Raw genomic sequence first — 15170 nt, 5'->3', positions numbered from 1 at the left:
TTGTTGGAGACGGTCCTTGGAGCGCGTCGCGCCAAGCGACGACAGTCTTTAGTGGATCGTCATCCATTCGCGTGCGGCGCGGAGCGCTTCGGCAAGCTGCATCTTGCTCATCGCAGCGGCCACATCGGCACGCAGCTCGGCGGCGCGGTCGTTGCCCTTGATTGCGGCGATGTTCAGCCACTTGTGAGCGGAGACGAGATCGATCTCGCAGCCACGGCCGGTCGCATACATCAGACCCATTTCGCAGAAGACATCGGCGCTGTTGCTTTCGCCACCCATGGTGGCCATTTCAGCATTGTGCATTTCAAAGCGTGCCATCGGTTCTATCCCTGTTTAGCCTGTTAAGACGTACCCTGTTTTACCTTTGGGCCTTGCCATCTTCTGCGGCTTCCGGCCTCTCCGGTCCGGCGGGTTTGCCCCGCTCGTTTGATGGGTTCACTATGCCAAACGGCTTTCAAAAAACGCCTAAAATGCATGATTAATTTGACGCAAACAAAGTGCAAATGCTTGGTAAACTTGGGTTTTTGTTAAACATCGGAATCCCTGCGAATTAAGGATTTTCCAGCGCCTTTTACGAAAAATTCAGATTTGGAAATTGAGGATTTGTTCACTATGAAATCAGCATCGCTCTGGCCATCAGCAGAAAAAACCTCGCGCGGAGGCCGGATTTTTGGCCCGTCCTGCATCATATTTACCTTTACGTTCGCGTCAGTTATTTTCCCGCCATTTCATATCTCAAGGAGGAAGAGATGATCCGTACCCTCGTTCTTGCCGGCGCACTGGCACTCGCGGCAGGCCTTGCCCAGGCAGATGAACCGATCGTCGGCAACTGGAAGACCCGCGCCGGCGATACGGCAGTGATTGCGCCCTGCGGCGGGGCATACTGCATCACGCTGAAGACGGGCAAATATGCCGGCAAGAAGATCGGCAGACTGTCCGGCGCTGGCGGCAGCTATAGCGGTGAGATCACCGATCCTGCCGACGATAAGACCTACAGCGGCTCGGGCATCATCTCCGGTGGCTCGCTCAAGATGCAGGGCTGCATGATGCAGGTCTTCTGCAAAACGCAGACCTGGACCCGTCTCTGAAACGCTCGGCCTCTGAGAACCTTAGCCGGCCTCAGAAACTGAACGCAAAATGAACCACCGTCTCAGCACCCGTTCAGCCACATCATGGCAAAACAGCACCATGAAGGGCGCATATCGGGGTAAGGACGTGGACGTGTTCATTCTGGCGAGACGCTTTACAATCATAACGCTGTTTGCGGCGATCTTCGCGATCTCGTTTTCGGCAGTCGTCGTGCGCAACGGCGGTGGCGGAGGCGCACAGCAATCGCATTTCGGCGCGAACTATACGTGCCTGGCAAGCAGCGGCGGTTACTGCACCGTCATCCGTTGAGACCCGGGAAAAATCTGGGTCTCAGCCTTTGAGCGTCGTTTGCTTGTTAAAAACGACTCTCTATAATGCCTCATGAGCAAACGAATCTATCCCCTGTCCGCGTTCGACATTTCGTCGCCTCCCCCTTTCGAGCCGCAAACCTTCGATGATCCGGCAAAAGCCGTCGAGGTGCTGACGGCACTTTACGAGCGCAACACCTCCTTCCTGATCGACAGCTTCACGAGGCTTGCGCAGGGTGCACCGGTCACCTCCCGCTACCGCGCTTTCTACCCGCAGGTCAGCATCGAGACGACGAGCTTCGGCCATGTCGACTCCCGTCTCTCCTACGGCCACGTGACGGCACCCGGCGTCTATACGACGACGGTCACCCGGCCAAAGCTCTTCAAGCACTATCTGAAGGAGCAGCTTTCGCTGCTGGTGAAGAGCCATAACGTGCCTGTCGTCGTTTCCGAATCCTCGACGCCGATCCCGCTGCACTTCGCTTTCGGCGAAGGCGCGCATGTGGAAGCGTCGGCAGCGGCTTTTGTCGATATTCCGCTGCGCGATCTCTTCGATACGCCCGACCTCAACACGACCGACGACGAAATTGCCAACGGCGAGTATCTGCCGCCTCCGGGGGAGCCCTCGCCGCTGGCACCCTTTACCGCACAGCGCATCGACTATTCGCTGGCCCGCCTGTCGCACTATACGGCAACGGGTGCCGAGCACTTCCAGAACTTCGTGTTGTTTACGAACTACCAGTTCTATATCGACGAATTCTGCTCCTGGGCACGCAAGCTGATGGCAGAAGGCGGCGATGGCTATACGGCCTTCGTGGAGCCGGGCAATATCGTCACGCTGGCAGGATCGAGCGTTCCGGAAACGGATGCCGTGCTTACCCGCTTGCCGCAGATGCCGGCCTATCACCTCAAGAAGAAGGGCCATGCCGGGATCACCATGATCAATATCGGCGTCGGTCCGTCCAACGCCAAGACGATCACCGACCATGTGGCCGTGCTGCGCCCGCACGCATGGCTGATGCTCGGCCACTGCGCCGGCCTGCGCAACAGCCAGCGCCTCGGCGACTACGTTCTGGCGCATGCCTATATGCGCGAAGATCATGTGCTCGACGACGACCTGCCGGTCTGGGTGCCGATCCCGGCACTTGCCGAAGTGCAGGTGGCGCTCGAAGCGGCCGTTGCCGAGATCACCGGCTACGAGGGCTTCGAGCTGAAACGCATCATGCGCACCGGCACGGTCGGCACGATCGACAACAGAAACTGGGAGCTGCGCGACCAGGCCGGCCCCGTGAAACGCCTGTCACAGGCCCGCGCCATCGCGCTCGACATGGAATCGGCTACGATTGCCGCCAATGGCTTCCGGTTCCGCGTTCCCTATGGGACGCTGCTCTGCGTTTCCGACAAGCCGCTGCATGGCGAGCTCAAGCTGCCGGGCATGGCGACCGCTTTCTACCGTACGCAGGTGAACCAGCATCTGCAGATCGGCATACGAGCAATCCAGAAGCTTGCCGCCATGCCGCCGGAAGCCCTGCATTCGCGCAAGCTGCGCAGCTTCTTCGAAACGGCGTTTCAGTAAGTTATCAGCTGTGGCCCGACCTTGTCGGTCGGGCCACGCGCTGTTCTCAGGCGCTTGCGGCAAGCTGCAGCGCTTCGATCAGGCCGGCAAATGCCGCCAGCGCAATCCCGGTCCTGACCAGCATCTTCATCACCTCGGCATTCTCAAGCGGCGGCATCTTGCGCACGCCGCGTGTGACGATCAGATGTGCTATTCCGAATTCAAGCATGCTCATTGCTCCATCTCCTCGATGTTGTCAGATGAAGCTTTGTCGAGCGCTGCCTTGGCCTTTCGACATTCAGGCCGCTTGAAAGATATTTTTCTTCCCTGTCGAAAAGTACCTAGGCTGTTCGTCTCTAAGCATCGGCCCGAAAATCGCGATAGATTTTCGGAGAGCCCGATGCATAGATTCAAAGATTTAGAGCGTCCTTTGTGCGTCCGAATGGACGCACGGCGCTCCAAGGGCTGTGAAAGTACAGCGTGGAGGATAAGCAATGAAATATCTTTGCCAGGTCTGGTTCGACGGCACGGTGCTGTCGGCCATGTCGCAGGAAGAGAAGAACAAGCTTGGCCGGGATTCGCTCGCCTATGACCGCGACCTAACCGACAGCGGCCACATGATCGTCGCGCAGGCGCTGCAGTCGCCGCAGTCGGCCGTCACAGTCAGGGTGCGCGGCGGCGAGATGTCGGTCACCGACGGCCCCTTTATCGAGACGAAGGAAGCGCTCGGGGGCTTCATCCTGATCGAAGCCAAGGACCTCAACGACGCGATCCGTGTTGCAGCCGGCATTCCGCTGGCAAAACTCGGCGCGATCGAGGTTCGCCCCATCCACGAATTCGGCTGAGGAGGTCATGCCATGAAATATCTGGGTCAAGTCTGGTTCGATACTGAAAAGAGCAGCCAGGTCAGTCAGGAGGAATGGGCAGCAGTCACGCAGGAATGCATCATCAGCGACGATCACTGGCGCGAGAGCGGCCATATGTTGAGCGCGCTGGCGCTCTATGAGCCGGAGCAGGCCGTAACGCTCAGGGTTCGCAACGGCACCGTGGCCGCAACGGATGGTCCATTCGCGGAAATCAAGGAACATCTCGGCGGCTTCGTGGTGATCGAGGCTGGGGATATGGAGGAAGCCAAGGCGATCATTGCCACCTTCCCGATCCTCAAATATGCGTCGATCGAGATCAGGCCTGCCTATTCGATCAAGGATGGGAGATAGCGATGCGCTTCGTCTGCCTCATCTATAATCCTGCCGATATGGATGGCACGCTCAGCAAGGCCGAGGGCGACGAGCTCGTGAGGGACCATTTCCAGTATGACGAGGAGCTCGAGCGCAAGGGCATCATGATCCATTCCGATGCATTGGAAGGTCCCGAGAGCGCCTCGGTCCTGAGAGTGCGCCGCGGCATTCTGTCTTCGACCGACGGTCCCTATGTCGAGACCAAGGAACATCTGGCCGGCATCTACATCATCGAGGCGGGCGATCTCGAAGAGGCGCGCAAGGTCGTTGCGGGCATTCCTAGCGCCCGGGTCGGGTCGATCGAATTACGTCCGGTGAGGCTTCTCACCCTGCCGCAGTGAGGGCCGGCCCTTGAAACAGGTGATTGGGGAACAGGTGATCGAAGATATCTACCGGCAGCATTCGCGCCGGGTTCTGGCGACGCTGATCCGCCTGCTCGGTGATTTCGACCGGGCGGAAGAGGCGCTGCACGACGCCTTTGCAGCAGCCGCGCGGACGTGGCCGATCGACGGCATGCCCAATAATCCGGTCGCCTGGCTGGTCTCGACCGGTCGCTTCAAGGCGATCGATCACCTCCGGCGGCGGGCCCGCTTCAACGCCTCGCTGCAGCACATCGAGGATGGCCTCTATCCTGATGGCACAGAAACGGAGATTGGCGACATGGAACCGATCGAGGACGACATGCTGCGGCTGATCTTCATCTGCTGCCATCCGGCGCTTGCCGCAGATGCACAGACCGCGATGGCGCTGCGCGAGGTCTGCGGATTGACGACGGAAGAAATTGCACACGCCTTCCTCGTGCCGGCGCCGACCGTCGCGCAGCGGATCGTGCGCGCCAAGAACCGGATCAGGACGGAAAAAATTCCCTATGAAGTGCCCGTGGGGGCCGAGCTGCCGGAAAGGCTCGACCGGGTGCTGCACGTCATCTACCTCGTTTTCAACGAGGGCTATTCGGCATCCTCGGGCAACACGATCGTCCGCGCGGATCTGACGGCCGAGGCGATCCGGCTGGCACGCTTGCTGGCGACCCTGCTGCCGCATCCGGATGTCTCCGGCCTGCTGTCGCTGCTGCTCCTGCAAGAATCGCGCCGTGCTGCCCGGCAGGATGGCGACGGCGCGCTGGTGCTGCTTGCCGATCAGGATCGGTCACGATGGGACCGGACAAAGATTGCCGAGGGGCTTTCGTTGCTTTCGATCGCCATGCGCGCACCCGAAGTTGGGATCTATACGGTTCAGGCGGCGATCGCGGCGGAACATGCCAAGACCGGCAACATCGAACAGACGGACTGGCGGCGCATCGCCTCCTACTACGACCTGCTGCTTGCCGCCCATCCGTCGGCTGTTGCCGAACTCAACCGCGCGGTGGCGATCGCCATGGCTGACGGACCCGAGACAGGCCTCGCACTTGTCGATGTCATTCTCGGCAAGGGGGAGCTTTCGACCTATCACCTCGCTCACTCGGCGCGCGCGGATTTCCTGCGCCGGCTTGGACGCCGGGCCGAGGCGATCGAAGCTTACGAGACGGCGCTGACATTCTGTCGGCAGGAACCGGAACAGGTCTTTCTGCGCAAGCGCATTGCGGAGCTTAGGATCTAGCCTTGCGGCGGCGGCCCAGCGGGAGCGAGATGGCGGTGCCGGTCAGGGCCGAAACGATGATGAGCAGATGCGCGCTGACGCTCGCTTGCGCCAAAGCATCCAGGGCTGAGCGTTCGCTTGACGCACCGAAGGCGACCGCACCGGCAGTGATGCCGGCCGGATAAGTGCCGACACCGCCCGGCGCATGTACCGGCAATACGGAGGAAAGCTCGCCACCCAGCGCGCCGCCGAAGCTTGCGGCCATCGGCAGCACGCCCATCAGGCCGAGCGCCCAGGCGAGCACCAGCACCTTCACCAGCCAGTTGACGATGGTCATCGCCCAGGCGCGGCCGAAGGCCACGGCATCGAAAGGAAGTCCATTCTCGATTTCATGGAGCAGTGCCTGCGCCTTGCGCGGCAGGAGCTTTGCACCGAGACGCAGCAGCGGCTTGCGGCCAGCGAAGGCAAAGACCGGCAGGAACAGAAATATGACCCAGATGAGCCAGGCAAGCGCGGCATTGGAGGCGGCCACAGCAAAACCGAGGCCGGCGGCAGCGAGCAGCGCATGCAGGTCCAGAAGCCGCATGACCAGCAGGGCGGAGGTGCCGCGGGTCAGCGGAATGCCGAATTCCGTGCGCATCAGCACCGGAAAACTCGTCTCGCCGGCGCGGAAGGGCAGCATGATGTTCAGGAGGTTATGGATCTGCGTGACGCGGAAGAGTGCCACGAAACGGCCTGCCGTCTCCCGTGGAAAATAATCGTAGATGCGCCATGTACGCAGGAAATAGGTGCTGGTCAGGAGTATCAGTGCGCCGATGACCGGACGTGCTCCGACGGCGGCCCATTGTTCCAATATGACCGACCAGCCCCAGAACCATTCGATGAAAAGTGCATAGGCTGCGACGATTGCGACCGTCAGCAGGCTCATGCGATTGCGCAGAAACCAGGATTGCCCGCTTTCAACACTCGGGGTCTTCATGTATCAGGCTTCCTAAGTTTGGCTGCGGCGGCTGGTATTCCATTGGTCCTTCATTGCCGCGCCTTTTAGGAGAAATGAAACTTGCAGACAACGGTAGAGTCCATTCGCGGTGCGAATGATCAGATGCAACCGCTCGAATTGTCGCTGGTCGTCCCTGTTTTCAACGAGGAAGAAAGCATCGGCCCGCTCATCGAGCGCATCGTCGCAGCCATGGCCGACTATCCGCATCGCTGGGAACTGATCCTCGTCGACGACGGCAGCACGGACGCAACACTCGTCAACGCCCGCAAATTCGTCAACCGCGACGGGCTGACGCTGCGCATCGTCGAACTGCAGCGCAATTTCGGCCAGACCGCCGCCATGCAGGCTGGTATCGACACGGCCCAGGGCCGGCTGATCGCCACCATGGACGGCGACCTGCAAAACGACCCGAAGGATATCCCTTCGATGGTCTCGGAGCTGGAACGGCGCGAACTAGACCTGCTCGTCGGCTGGCGCAAGAACCGCCAGGACGGACTGCTGCTGCGCAAGATCCCCTCCTGGTGCGCGAATTACCTGATCGGCCGCATCACCGGCGTGAAGCTGCATGACTATGGCTGCAGCCTGAAGATCTACCGCGCCTCGATCATCAAGCAGGTCAAGCTGATGGGCGAGATGCACCGCTTCATCCCGGCCTGGGTTGCCGGCGTCGTGCCAAGCTCGCGCATCGGCGAAATGGCTGTCACCCATCATGCACGCCAGCACGGCACCTCGAAATACGGCATCTCGCGCACCTTCCGCGTGATCCTCGACCTGCTGTCCGTCATGTTCTTCATGCGCTACAAGGCGCGCCCGGGACATTTCTTCGGCTCGCTCGGCCTCGGCCTCGGCGGCCTTGCCGCGCTGATCCTCCTCTATCTCGGCGTCGACAAGTTCATCATGGGCAATGATATCGGCACAAGACCGATGCTGATGGTCGGCGTCGTGCTGCTGCTGTCGTCGGTGCAGATGATCACCACCGGCATCCTGGCGGAGATGATCGCCCGAACCTATTACCGCGACGACGCCTCGCCGAATTATATCGTGCGCCAGATCTTCTCTCGAGAAAGCTGACGTGCAGAGCCTGTTCAGCCGCCGGCCACATCTGATCCTGGCGGTGCTCGGAACCTATTTTCTGCTCCACCTTATCGTGCGGCTCAGCATCCCCAATGCGCTGGAGCTGGACGAGGCGGAGCAGATGCTGCTCTCGCAGTGGTTCGCCTTCGGCTATAATTCGCAGCCGCCCTTCTACAACTGGGTGCAGTATGGCGTGACATCGCTGATCGGCGTGTCGCTGTTTTCGCTGTCACTCCTCAAATGCACCATGCTGTTCCTGTCCTACGTCTTCTATTGGCTGGCGGCGCGTCTGACGTTGAGGAACAGCAGCCTGGTGGTGATGGCAACGCTCGGCTTGCTCACCGTGCCGCAGATCGTCTTCGAGGCGCAGCGGGATCTGACGCATTCGGTCGCAACGATCTTTGCCGGATCGCTGTTCCTCTACGGCTTTTTCCGCACGCTAAAGGCGCCTTCGGCGATCTCCTACACCATTGTCGGCATTGCGACCGGCATCGGCATGATATCGAAGTATAATTTCGCGCTCCTCCCGGCCGCCGCTCTGATCGCGGCCCTCATCGACGCGGATTTTCGCAAGAGGATTTTCGACTGGCGGCTGGCGCTGACGATCGTCGTGTCGATCGCTATCGTGCTGCCACACGCACTCTGGTTCCTGCAGCACTTCGACGTTGCCGTCGACCGCACGCTGCACAAGATGACCGGTGACGGGGAAAGCTTTCTGGCGCAGGTATCGACCGGCGTTTTCCGCTTCATCTCCGCGATGGTCGGCATCGCCGGCGTATCGGTCGCCATCTTTCTGGCGCTCTTTGCCAAATCGTTGCCGGCCATGTCGCGCGCTTCCAGCCGCTGGACAAGAATTGCCGGTCGCATCCTGCTGATCGAGATCGGCGCCATTGCACTGATGATCCTGCTTGCCGGGGTCGACAACGTCGCCGACCGGTGGCTGACGCCACTCTTTCTCATCCTGCCGCTTTATATCTGCATGAAGGCCGACAGTGCCGAAGTCGATGCAGGCGTGCCCTTGCGGGCGTCGCTCGCTGTCGGCGGTGTCATCATGGTTACGGTGCTGGCCGTGCTTGCCATGCGAGCCTATTGGGGTCCGCTTTTCGGCAAATATCAGCGGCTGAACATTCCCTATTCCGGCTTTGCCGAGATTATCCGCAAGGATATCGGCGGCGAACCGGCGCTGATCGTCGGCTACGATCCGCATCTCGACGGTAACATGCGGCTGCTGATGCCCAACACACCGGTGCAGACCTATTTCTATCCGGACTTCAAGCCGACGTTTCGACTGGATGCAAAACATCCCGTCGTTTTCGTCTGGCGCGATGACAAGGGCGGACCGCCGCCCGCCTGGCCGAACGACTATTTCGGGGATGTGCTGGCGCAGAACGGTTTGAAGCAGCCGGAGACGCATGTCGTCACCTTGCCCTACATCTACGGCCGGCCCGGTGACACCTATCAATTCGCCTATGCGGTCGCCTATCGCTAGAGTATTTCCCTCTTTCTTCGACGCAAAACCGCAATGCACTCTTGCCGGAATTGCTTTAAGCGCGCAGTTCCTTCCAGGCCGCATCGAGCGCCAGTTTGGCGATCCGCGCCATCTCGTCGACCTCCTTATGGCTGATGACGAGCGGTGGCGAGGCCAGCATGCGGTCGCCGGTGGCGCGCAGCACGAGGCCATTTGCCAGCGCGTGATTGCGCACCAGCGCGCCGATCGGATCGGGCTTTTCGAAACGGCTGCGGGTCTTCTTGTCGGCGGCAAGCTGCAAGCCGCCCATCAGGCCGACACTTTGCGCCTCACCGACGAAATCATGCTCGGCAAGGGCGCCCCACTTCTTTGCGAAATAGGGACCGATGTCGCCTCGCACGCGCTCGACGAGCTTCTCCTCCTCGATGATGCGCAGGTTTTCGAGCGCGGCGGCGGCGCAGACCGGGTGGCCGGAATAGGTAAAGCCGTGATTGAAATCGCCGACGTCGTTGATCAGCACTTCGGCGATGCGATCGCTGACGAGCACACCGCCGATCGGCAGATAGCCTGAAGACAGGCCCTTGGCGATCGGCGCGAAATCCGGCTCGACGCCGAAATATTGATGGCCGAACCATTCGCCCAGCCGCCCGAAACCACAGATGACCTCGTCGCTCACAAGCAGGATGTTGCGTGCCTTGCAGATGCGGTCAATCTCCGGCCAGTAGGTCTCCGGCGGCACGATGACGCCGGCCGCGCCCTGGATCGGCTCGGCGACGAAGGCGGCGACGTTCTCCTCGCCGAGCTCATCGATCTTGGCTTCGAGCTCGCGGGCGACCTTCAGCCCGAATTCGGCAGGCGAGAGATCTTCGCCCTCCCCGTACCAGTAGGGCTGGCCGATATGGACGATGCCCGGAATGGGCAGATCGCCCTGCTCGTGCATGTATTTCATGCCGCCGAGGCTGGCGCCTGCAACCGTCGAGCCGTGATAGCCGTTGCGGCGCGCAATGACCGTCTTCTTCGAAGGCTTGCCCACGGCTGCCCAATAGACACGGGCCATGCGAAACCAGGTGTCGTTTGCTTCCGAGCCTGAACCGGTGAAGAAGATATGGTTGAAGCGCGGGCCGGCCTTGGACGTCACCTTCTCCGCCAGCAGGGTCGTCGGCGGCGAGGTCGTGCCGAAGAAGGTGTTGTAATAGGGAAGTTCGTTCATCTGACGCGCGACAGTGTCGGCGATTTCCTTGCGGCCGTAGCCGATGTTGACGCACCAGAGACCGGCGAAGCCATCGAGGTACTTTTTGCCGTGACTGTCGAAAATATGCACACCCTCGCCGCGCTGGATGATGCGCGTGCCATCGGCGTTCAGCTTCTTCATGTCGGAGAAGGGATGCAGATGGTGTGCGGCATCGATCGCGGCAAGGTTTGACAGCGGGTAAGTATCGGACATGATTAGACCTTCGGATTGAAAGGCTTTGACTGATGGTTTACGACCTTGGCCTTCTGCGAGAGGATTTTCAAGGTCATGGCGAGCAAGGGTAAAGAGACTGAAGCGGGTGATCCGCGTTTCGAGATCCTGATCGTCGGCATGAATGGCGATCTGCGCGGCAAGCAACTGCCGCTATCGGCCGAAGAGAAGGTCTGGGCCGGCGACATCCGCCTGCCGACCTCCACGCAATCGCTCGATATCTGGGGCGACGACAATGACGATATTACGGGCCTGTCGCTGACGATCGGCGACCCCGACGGCAATGTCATTCCCGATAGGCGCAGCCTGACGCCAATGCCGTGGGCGCCCGAGGGATCGATGCAGGTGCTTGCCACGATGCACGAATTCGACGGCAGCCGGAGCTTCATGGATCCGCGCGGTATTCTCGCCTCCGTGCTTGAACGTTATGCCGAGCGCGGGCTGACTCCTGTGGTGGCGACCGAGCTGGAATTCTATGTGGTCGAGGAGAACTGGCGCGAGACGGGCATTCCCTCTCCGCCTGCAAGCCTTACCTATCGCGGCGATCCGAACGGTTTCCAGCTCTATGATATGAGTGCGGTCGATGCGCTCGACGACTATCTCCAGACGCTGCGCGCCTACGCCAAGGCGATGAACCTGCCGGCGGAGGCGACGACGGCGGAGTTCGGGCCGGGCCAGTTCGAAGTGAACCTGCTGCACCGGCCCGATGCGCTGGCTGCGGCCGACGACTGCCTGTATCTGAAGCGCGTTGCCGAACAGGCCGCACGCAGGCACGGGCTGAAATCCACCTGCATGGCCAAGCCCTATTCCGAGCATGCAGGCTCGGGACTGCATGTGCATGCGAGCATCATCGACAGGGATGGCAACAATATTCTCGATGCCAAGGGCGGCGAACCAAGGCTTTTGAAATCGGTGACGGCGGGCCTGCTGCAGACCATGCAGGAGGCGCAGCTGGTGTTCGCGCCCTTTGCCAATTCCTATCGCCGCTTCCAGCCAGGTTCCTTCGCGCCGACCGATCTGACCTGGGGCAGCGGGCATCGCGGCACGGCCATCCGGATTCCCGATACCGACGGACCGGCGGCGCGCATCGAGCACCGGGTGGCGGGTGCGGATGCCAATCCCTATCTTCTACTGGCGGCGATCCTCGGCGGCATGTTGCTCGGCCTCGACGGAGATCTCGATCCGGGCGAGGAAACGACGCCCGCTTACACACCACCGGACGCAAAACGGCTCACGCATGATTTTCTGACGGCGGTCGAAGCCTTCCGGCAGTCAGCCTTTATCACCAATATCTTCGGCGACAGGTATCGAAAGTTGTATGGCGACACAAAGTACAAGGAAGCAATAGCCTATCTTCGTACCGTATCGGATTTCGATTATCGCACATATCTTGCGCGCCTCTAGTTAATAGAGCGGTCACATAACTTTCACCTGCACGCTTTTCTTAACCCTGTTGGGCATTATCGATTATCTATACTCGAAATCGGTAATATATGCCTGATATCAGCATATTCAGCAAACCGGCAACGGCGCCGGATCAGATGACAGGTTGAAAGGGTTCGGTTTGATGAACCGCATCACTCTTGAGGGAAAGCTGCTTTTTGCAACTGTCATCGTGGCATTTCTCACCCTCGTTCTGACAGCCAGTGCTCTCATTCCGACCTACGAAAGCTATCATTCGACCAATGACAATCTGCGGGCGGTGGAGCGTTTCCGCCAGGTCCTGGAAGCGGCGAGCCGCATGTCGGCGGAACGCGGACCAGCCAACGACATCATGGCGATCGAGCCGAACAGCAGCGCGCCTGCAACAGAGCGTTTGAAGGTCTTCCGGCGTATCAGCGATATCTCGCTCGAGGCGCTCGATGAGCCGCCTGAAGTCGACGTATCCTCCTCCCTTCCCGATCTCGGGGCCGCGCTTGCCGAGACACGAACGCAGCTTAGCAGGGCTCGCGAAGCCGTCGACCGCGTTGCCGCAACACCGCTTGCCGACCGCCAGCCGGACGATGTGCAGAACGCGATCGGCGAGATGATCGAGGTGATCGAAACCTTCCAGCATGTTGTCGACTGGCACATAGCCGCCTTCACCGCCCACCGGTCGGAACTGACCGCACCATTCCTGACGGGGCGGATGATCAGTGACATGCGCGAATATGGCGGCCGGGCTGCCTCACAGATCATGGGTCCGATTGCCACGCGCCAGCCGCTGCGTGACAGCCATATCACCGACGCAAGCCGCACCATTGGCCGGCTCCTGGAGTTGCGCAAGCTGATGCAGGGCCAGAAAATCGTCAGCGATCGCGATGCGCTGTCCCAGCAGCTCATGAAGGATATCGATACGATCTTTTTCGGATCCGGCGTCGAGCTCGTTAAAATATTGATCGAGCAGGGCAAGATCTCCGGCGACTATTCGGTTTCCGCAGTCGATCTGACGCGCGACTACGTTCCGACGCTGCAGCCGCTCGAAAGGCTGCGCACGGTATTTCTCGACGACGTGGTGAAGCGCTACCGAACCCAACACTATGCCGCGTCCTATCGCCTGGCGGTCATCGCTGTGATCACCGCCTCCGCTCTCGCGGTGCTGTTCATGCTATTCCGCTCCATCCGCCTTCACATGCTCGATCCGTTACTGACGGCCCGCCGACAGATCATCGCGCTTGCCGAGGGCGGGGCCATGACGAACCTTGGGACGGGATCAAAGGCGCCGGAAATGCGCAGCCTGTTCGATGCGCTGGAATTGCTGCGCGGCAAGCTCGACGAGCGGGCCGAGTACGAGGCTCGGCTGAAGATGCAGGCCGAAAAGGACGGGCTGACCGGCGTATGGAACCGCCGGGCGCTGGAAGGATTCGGCAACGCGCCTTCGGAACGCGAGGAAGATGTCTGCCTGATGCTGATCGATATCGATCACTTCAAGACGGTCAACGACACCTATGGCCACCTTACCGGCGATGCCGTGCTGATCGAAATGGCCACCCTTTTGCAAGGTGCGATGCGTCCGACCGACGTCGTCGCACGTTATGGCGGCGAGGAATTCGCCGTTCTCGTTTCGACACCGGATCTTGCGAATACCGTCGATTTTGCAGAGCAACTTCGCAGCCGCATTCAGGCGCATGTGATCCGTGACGGGGAAACCGGCATCGATCTTTCCATTACCGTCAGCATCGGCGTCGCCTCCGGTCTATGCGGTGCAAGCGGCTGGCGCCAGCTCATCGCATCGGCCGACGAGGCGCTTTACTGCGCCAAGAAGAAGGGACGCAATCGCACCTGTGTGTTCGGCGACGAGGCGAACCGGGATATCGTCGAAAGCGCCCTCATTCCTTTCAGGGCCAGGCGCGCCGCTTCTTTCTGAGCATCAGGCTGCCGGCTCGCGCCGGTCGCCCTCGCCTTCCTGGGCAGCCAATCCCTGCCTGACCAGTACCTTCAGTTCGCCCGGATGAAGCTTCACCGTGATATCGCGCGCCAGCGGCAGAAGTTCGCCGTCCATGACGCAATTCGCCTTGGCGCGCAGCTTCGGGAAATGCAGATACACCTCGGCCGGATGCATGACCATGACAGCGTCGTTTTCGCGGAACTTGCCCCGCAGCATGTCGATTGCCAATCGTGCGACGCCGAGCGGTCTCAGCGGCTTTGCCGTATAGAAGCCGAGTTCGCCGCTGCGCAGATTGTCTGCATAGAGCAGCGCGTTTTCGCCGAAGGGATTGTTGGAGACCGATATAGCCGAGACGCGCCGGGTCTCCTTCATGCCCGCCGCCTCGAACGCGACCTCGAATTCCGGCGGGTTGAAGACGACGCCGAAGGCAGCACGCGTGCTGGCGCGCATCTTTCCGAGGCGGGAGCGGTAGCTGTAGGAATTGCGGTATCGCACCATGCGTGCGTGCAATCCGGCGGAGAACTGGTGAATGAAGGGCCTGCCGTTGGCGCTGGCGATATCGACATTGTCGAGCTCGCCGAAAGCAAGCACATCGAGCGCCTGCCAGATATCGAGCGGCACTTTCAGCGAGCGGGCAAAGAGATTCATGGTACCGGCCGGCACGACGCCGAGCGCCACCCCGTTCTTCCAGGCGATGGAAGCGGCTGCCGAGATCGTGCCGTCGCCACCACCGGCGACAATGCCGTCTATATCGTCGCGCCGTGCGGCGCGCTCCATGGCGGGAACGATCTCGCCGCCGGAAAAGACGATCGCTTCGAAATCATGCCCGGCATCGCGGAAGACCTCCTCCGCGCGCTTCTCATAAGCCTGCATGTCTGTCGTTCTGAAAGTACCGCCGTCGCGATTGAAAAAACCGACGAGCTTCATGAGGTGCCTATTCCCTGTCCTCGCTGTGATGCCTGACCTCAAGAAATGGTCGATACACCTGTGATTTCAAGCCGGACGATTTTTCCGGACACATCACTGAAGCGCAA

The 15170-nt window shown here is 60.5% G+C and carries 16 protein-coding genes; 11 read left to right on the top strand and 5 right to left on the bottom strand.

The genetic code is table 11. From position 1 onward, the window contains the following. Positions 1-48: 48 nt before the first annotated feature. On the bottom strand, positions 49-318 hold the full coding sequence (locus tag FHX06_RS26030; protein WP_112544770.1) for a sel1 repeat family protein: 270 nt from the start codon (positions 316-318) through the stop codon (positions 49-51). Positions 319-749: 431 nt separating this feature from the next. Here FHX06_RS26030 and FHX06_RS26025 point away from each other — a divergent pair, with 431 nt between their 5' ends. The 3 genes from FHX06_RS26025 to amn all read left to right on the top strand — a co-directional run bounded on the left by FHX06_RS26025 (position 750) and on the right by amn (position 2973). Then, entirely contained in the window at positions 750-1088 is a 339-nt protein-coding gene (locus FHX06_RS26025) for a DUF2147 domain-containing protein (RefSeq protein ID WP_112967927.1), read from the top strand. A 127-nt stretch (positions 1089-1215) separates the two neighbouring features. Beyond that, positions 1216-1398: a hypothetical protein gene (locus tag FHX06_RS26020; RefSeq protein ID WP_183851097.1), complete on the top strand. Its 183-nt coding sequence runs from the start codon at positions 1216-1218 to the stop codon at positions 1396-1398. A 72-nt stretch (positions 1399-1470) separates the two neighbouring features. Continuing rightward, positions 1471-2973, top strand: a complete 1503-nt coding sequence (amn, locus tag FHX06_RS26015) for an AMP nucleosidase (RefSeq protein WP_183881338.1) — start codon at positions 1471-1473, stop codon at positions 2971-2973. A gap of 46 nt (positions 2974-3019) precedes the next feature. Here the strand turns inward: amn and FHX06_RS26010 are convergent, their stop codons facing one another. Continuing rightward, complete coding sequence (locus FHX06_RS26010; RefSeq protein ID WP_183851099.1) at positions 3020-3187, bottom strand: hypothetical protein; 168 nt, start codon at positions 3185-3187, stop codon at positions 3020-3022. 259 nt (positions 3188-3446) lie between these two features. Between FHX06_RS26010 and FHX06_RS26005 the strand changes: the two genes are divergently transcribed. The 4 genes from FHX06_RS26005 to FHX06_RS25990 are packed head-to-tail and all read left to right on the top strand — an operon-like array spanning position 3447 to position 5786. Next, complete coding sequence (locus FHX06_RS26005; RefSeq protein WP_183881336.1) at positions 3447-3797, top strand: YciI family protein; 351 nt, start codon at positions 3447-3449, stop codon at positions 3795-3797. A gap of 12 nt (positions 3798-3809) precedes the next feature. Beyond that, complete coding sequence (locus FHX06_RS26000) at positions 3810-4169, top strand: YciI family protein (protein ID WP_112967924.1); 360 nt, start codon at positions 3810-3812, stop codon at positions 4167-4169. A gap of 2 nt (positions 4170-4171) precedes the next feature. Continuing rightward, a complete protein-coding gene (locus FHX06_RS25995) occupies positions 4172-4531 on the top strand; it encodes a YciI family protein (protein ID WP_183881334.1) in 360 nt (119 codons plus the stop codon). 19 nt (positions 4532-4550) lie between these two features. After that, complete coding sequence (locus FHX06_RS25990) at positions 4551-5786, top strand: RNA polymerase sigma factor (protein WP_183881471.1); 1236 nt, start codon at positions 4551-4553, stop codon at positions 5784-5786. Here the strand turns inward: FHX06_RS25990 and FHX06_RS25985 are convergent. Continuing rightward, a complete protein-coding gene (locus FHX06_RS25985) occupies positions 5776-6744 on the bottom strand; it encodes a lysylphosphatidylglycerol synthase domain-containing protein (protein WP_183881332.1) in 969 nt (322 codons plus the stop codon). The two genes, FHX06_RS25990 and FHX06_RS25985, sit on opposite strands and share 11 nt — an antisense overlap. A gap of 81 nt (positions 6745-6825) precedes the next feature. On the opposite strand from FHX06_RS25985, the gene FHX06_RS25980 reads away from it, so the two are divergent. After that, the gene (locus tag FHX06_RS25980; RefSeq protein WP_112544778.1) at positions 6826-7836 is read left to right on the top strand and encodes a glycosyltransferase family 2 protein; all 1011 of its coding nucleotides are present in this window, start codon (positions 6826-6828) and stop codon (positions 7834-7836) included. A gap of 1 nt (position 7837) precedes the next feature. Further along, on the top strand, positions 7838-9328 hold the full coding sequence (locus FHX06_RS25975) for an ArnT family glycosyltransferase (protein WP_183881330.1): 1491 nt from the start codon (positions 7838-7840) through the stop codon (positions 9326-9328). Between the two features lie 55 nt (positions 9329-9383). Here the strand turns inward: FHX06_RS25975 and FHX06_RS25970 are convergent, their stop codons facing one another. Next, positions 9384-10751, bottom strand: a complete 1368-nt coding sequence (locus tag FHX06_RS25970) for an aspartate aminotransferase family protein (RefSeq protein ID WP_183881328.1) — start codon at positions 10749-10751, stop codon at positions 9384-9386. A gap of 75 nt (positions 10752-10826) precedes the next feature. On the opposite strand from FHX06_RS25970, the gene FHX06_RS25965 reads away from it, so the two are divergent. Both FHX06_RS25965 and FHX06_RS25960 read left to right on the top strand, forming a co-directional pair. Continuing rightward, positions 10827-12173 carry a glutamine synthetase family protein gene (locus tag FHX06_RS25965; protein WP_183881326.1) on the top strand — a complete coding sequence of 449 codons (1347 nt, stop codon included), beginning with the start codon at positions 10827-10829 and terminating at the stop codon, positions 12171-12173. A gap of 163 nt (positions 12174-12336) precedes the next feature. Beyond that, the gene (locus FHX06_RS25960) at positions 12337-14115 is read left to right on the top strand and encodes a sensor domain-containing diguanylate cyclase (protein ID WP_112544781.1); all 1779 of its coding nucleotides are present in this window, start codon (positions 12337-12339) and stop codon (positions 14113-14115) included. 3 nt (positions 14116-14118) lie between these two features. Here the strand turns inward: FHX06_RS25960 and FHX06_RS25955 are convergent, their stop codons facing one another. Further along, positions 14119-15063 carry a diacylglycerol/lipid kinase family protein gene (locus FHX06_RS25955; RefSeq protein WP_112967918.1) on the bottom strand — a complete coding sequence of 315 codons (945 nt, stop codon included), beginning with the start codon at positions 15061-15063 and terminating at the stop codon, positions 14119-14121. Positions 15064-15170: the final 107 nt, after the last annotated feature.

The sequence above is a fragment of the Rhizobium sp. BK512 genome (assembly GCF_014194915.1).
Taxonomy (GTDB): Bacteria; Pseudomonadota; Alphaproteobacteria; order Rhizobiales; family Rhizobiaceae; genus Rhizobium.
The sequence above is the reverse complement of the archived record's forward strand: the minus strand, read 5'-3'. Positions and strand labels throughout refer to the sequence as shown.

Coding starts and splice junctions, on each gene's coding strand:
- FHX06_RS26030 (WP_112544770.1), bottom strand. CDS start 318: ATGGCACGCTTTGAAATGCACAATGCTGAAATGGCCACCATGGGTGGC.
- FHX06_RS26025 (WP_112967927.1), top strand. CDS start 750: ATGATCCGTACCCTCGTTCTTGCCGGCGCACTGGCACTCGCGGCAGGC.
- amn (WP_183881338.1), top strand. CDS start 1,471: ATGAGCAAACGAATCTATCCCCTGTCCGCGTTCGACATTTCGTCGCCT.
- FHX06_RS26010 (WP_183851099.1), bottom strand. CDS start 3,187: ATGAGCATGCTTGAATTCGGAATAGCACATCTGATCGTCACACGCGGC.
- FHX06_RS26005 (WP_183881336.1), top strand. CDS start 3,447: ATGAAATATCTTTGCCAGGTCTGGTTCGACGGCACGGTGCTGTCGGCC.
- FHX06_RS26000 (WP_112967924.1), top strand. CDS start 3,810: ATGAAATATCTGGGTCAAGTCTGGTTCGATACTGAAAAGAGCAGCCAG.
- FHX06_RS25995 (WP_183881334.1), top strand. CDS start 4,172: ATGCGCTTCGTCTGCCTCATCTATAATCCTGCCGATATGGATGGCACG.
- FHX06_RS25985 (WP_183881332.1), bottom strand. CDS start 6,744: ATGAAGACCCCGAGTGTTGAAAGCGGGCAATCCTGGTTTCTGCGCAAT.
- FHX06_RS25970 (WP_183881328.1), bottom strand. CDS start 10,751: ATGTCCGATACTTACCCGCTGTCAAACCTTGCCGCGATCGATGCCGCA.
- FHX06_RS25965 (WP_183881326.1), top strand. CDS start 10,827: ATGGCGAGCAAGGGTAAAGAGACTGAAGCGGGTGATCCGCGTTTCGAG.
- FHX06_RS25960 (WP_112544781.1), top strand. CDS start 12,337: ATGAACCGCATCACTCTTGAGGGAAAGCTGCTTTTTGCAACTGTCATC.
- FHX06_RS25955 (WP_112967918.1), bottom strand. CDS start 15,063: ATGAAGCTCGTCGGTTTTTTCAATCGCGACGGCGGTACTTTCAGAACG.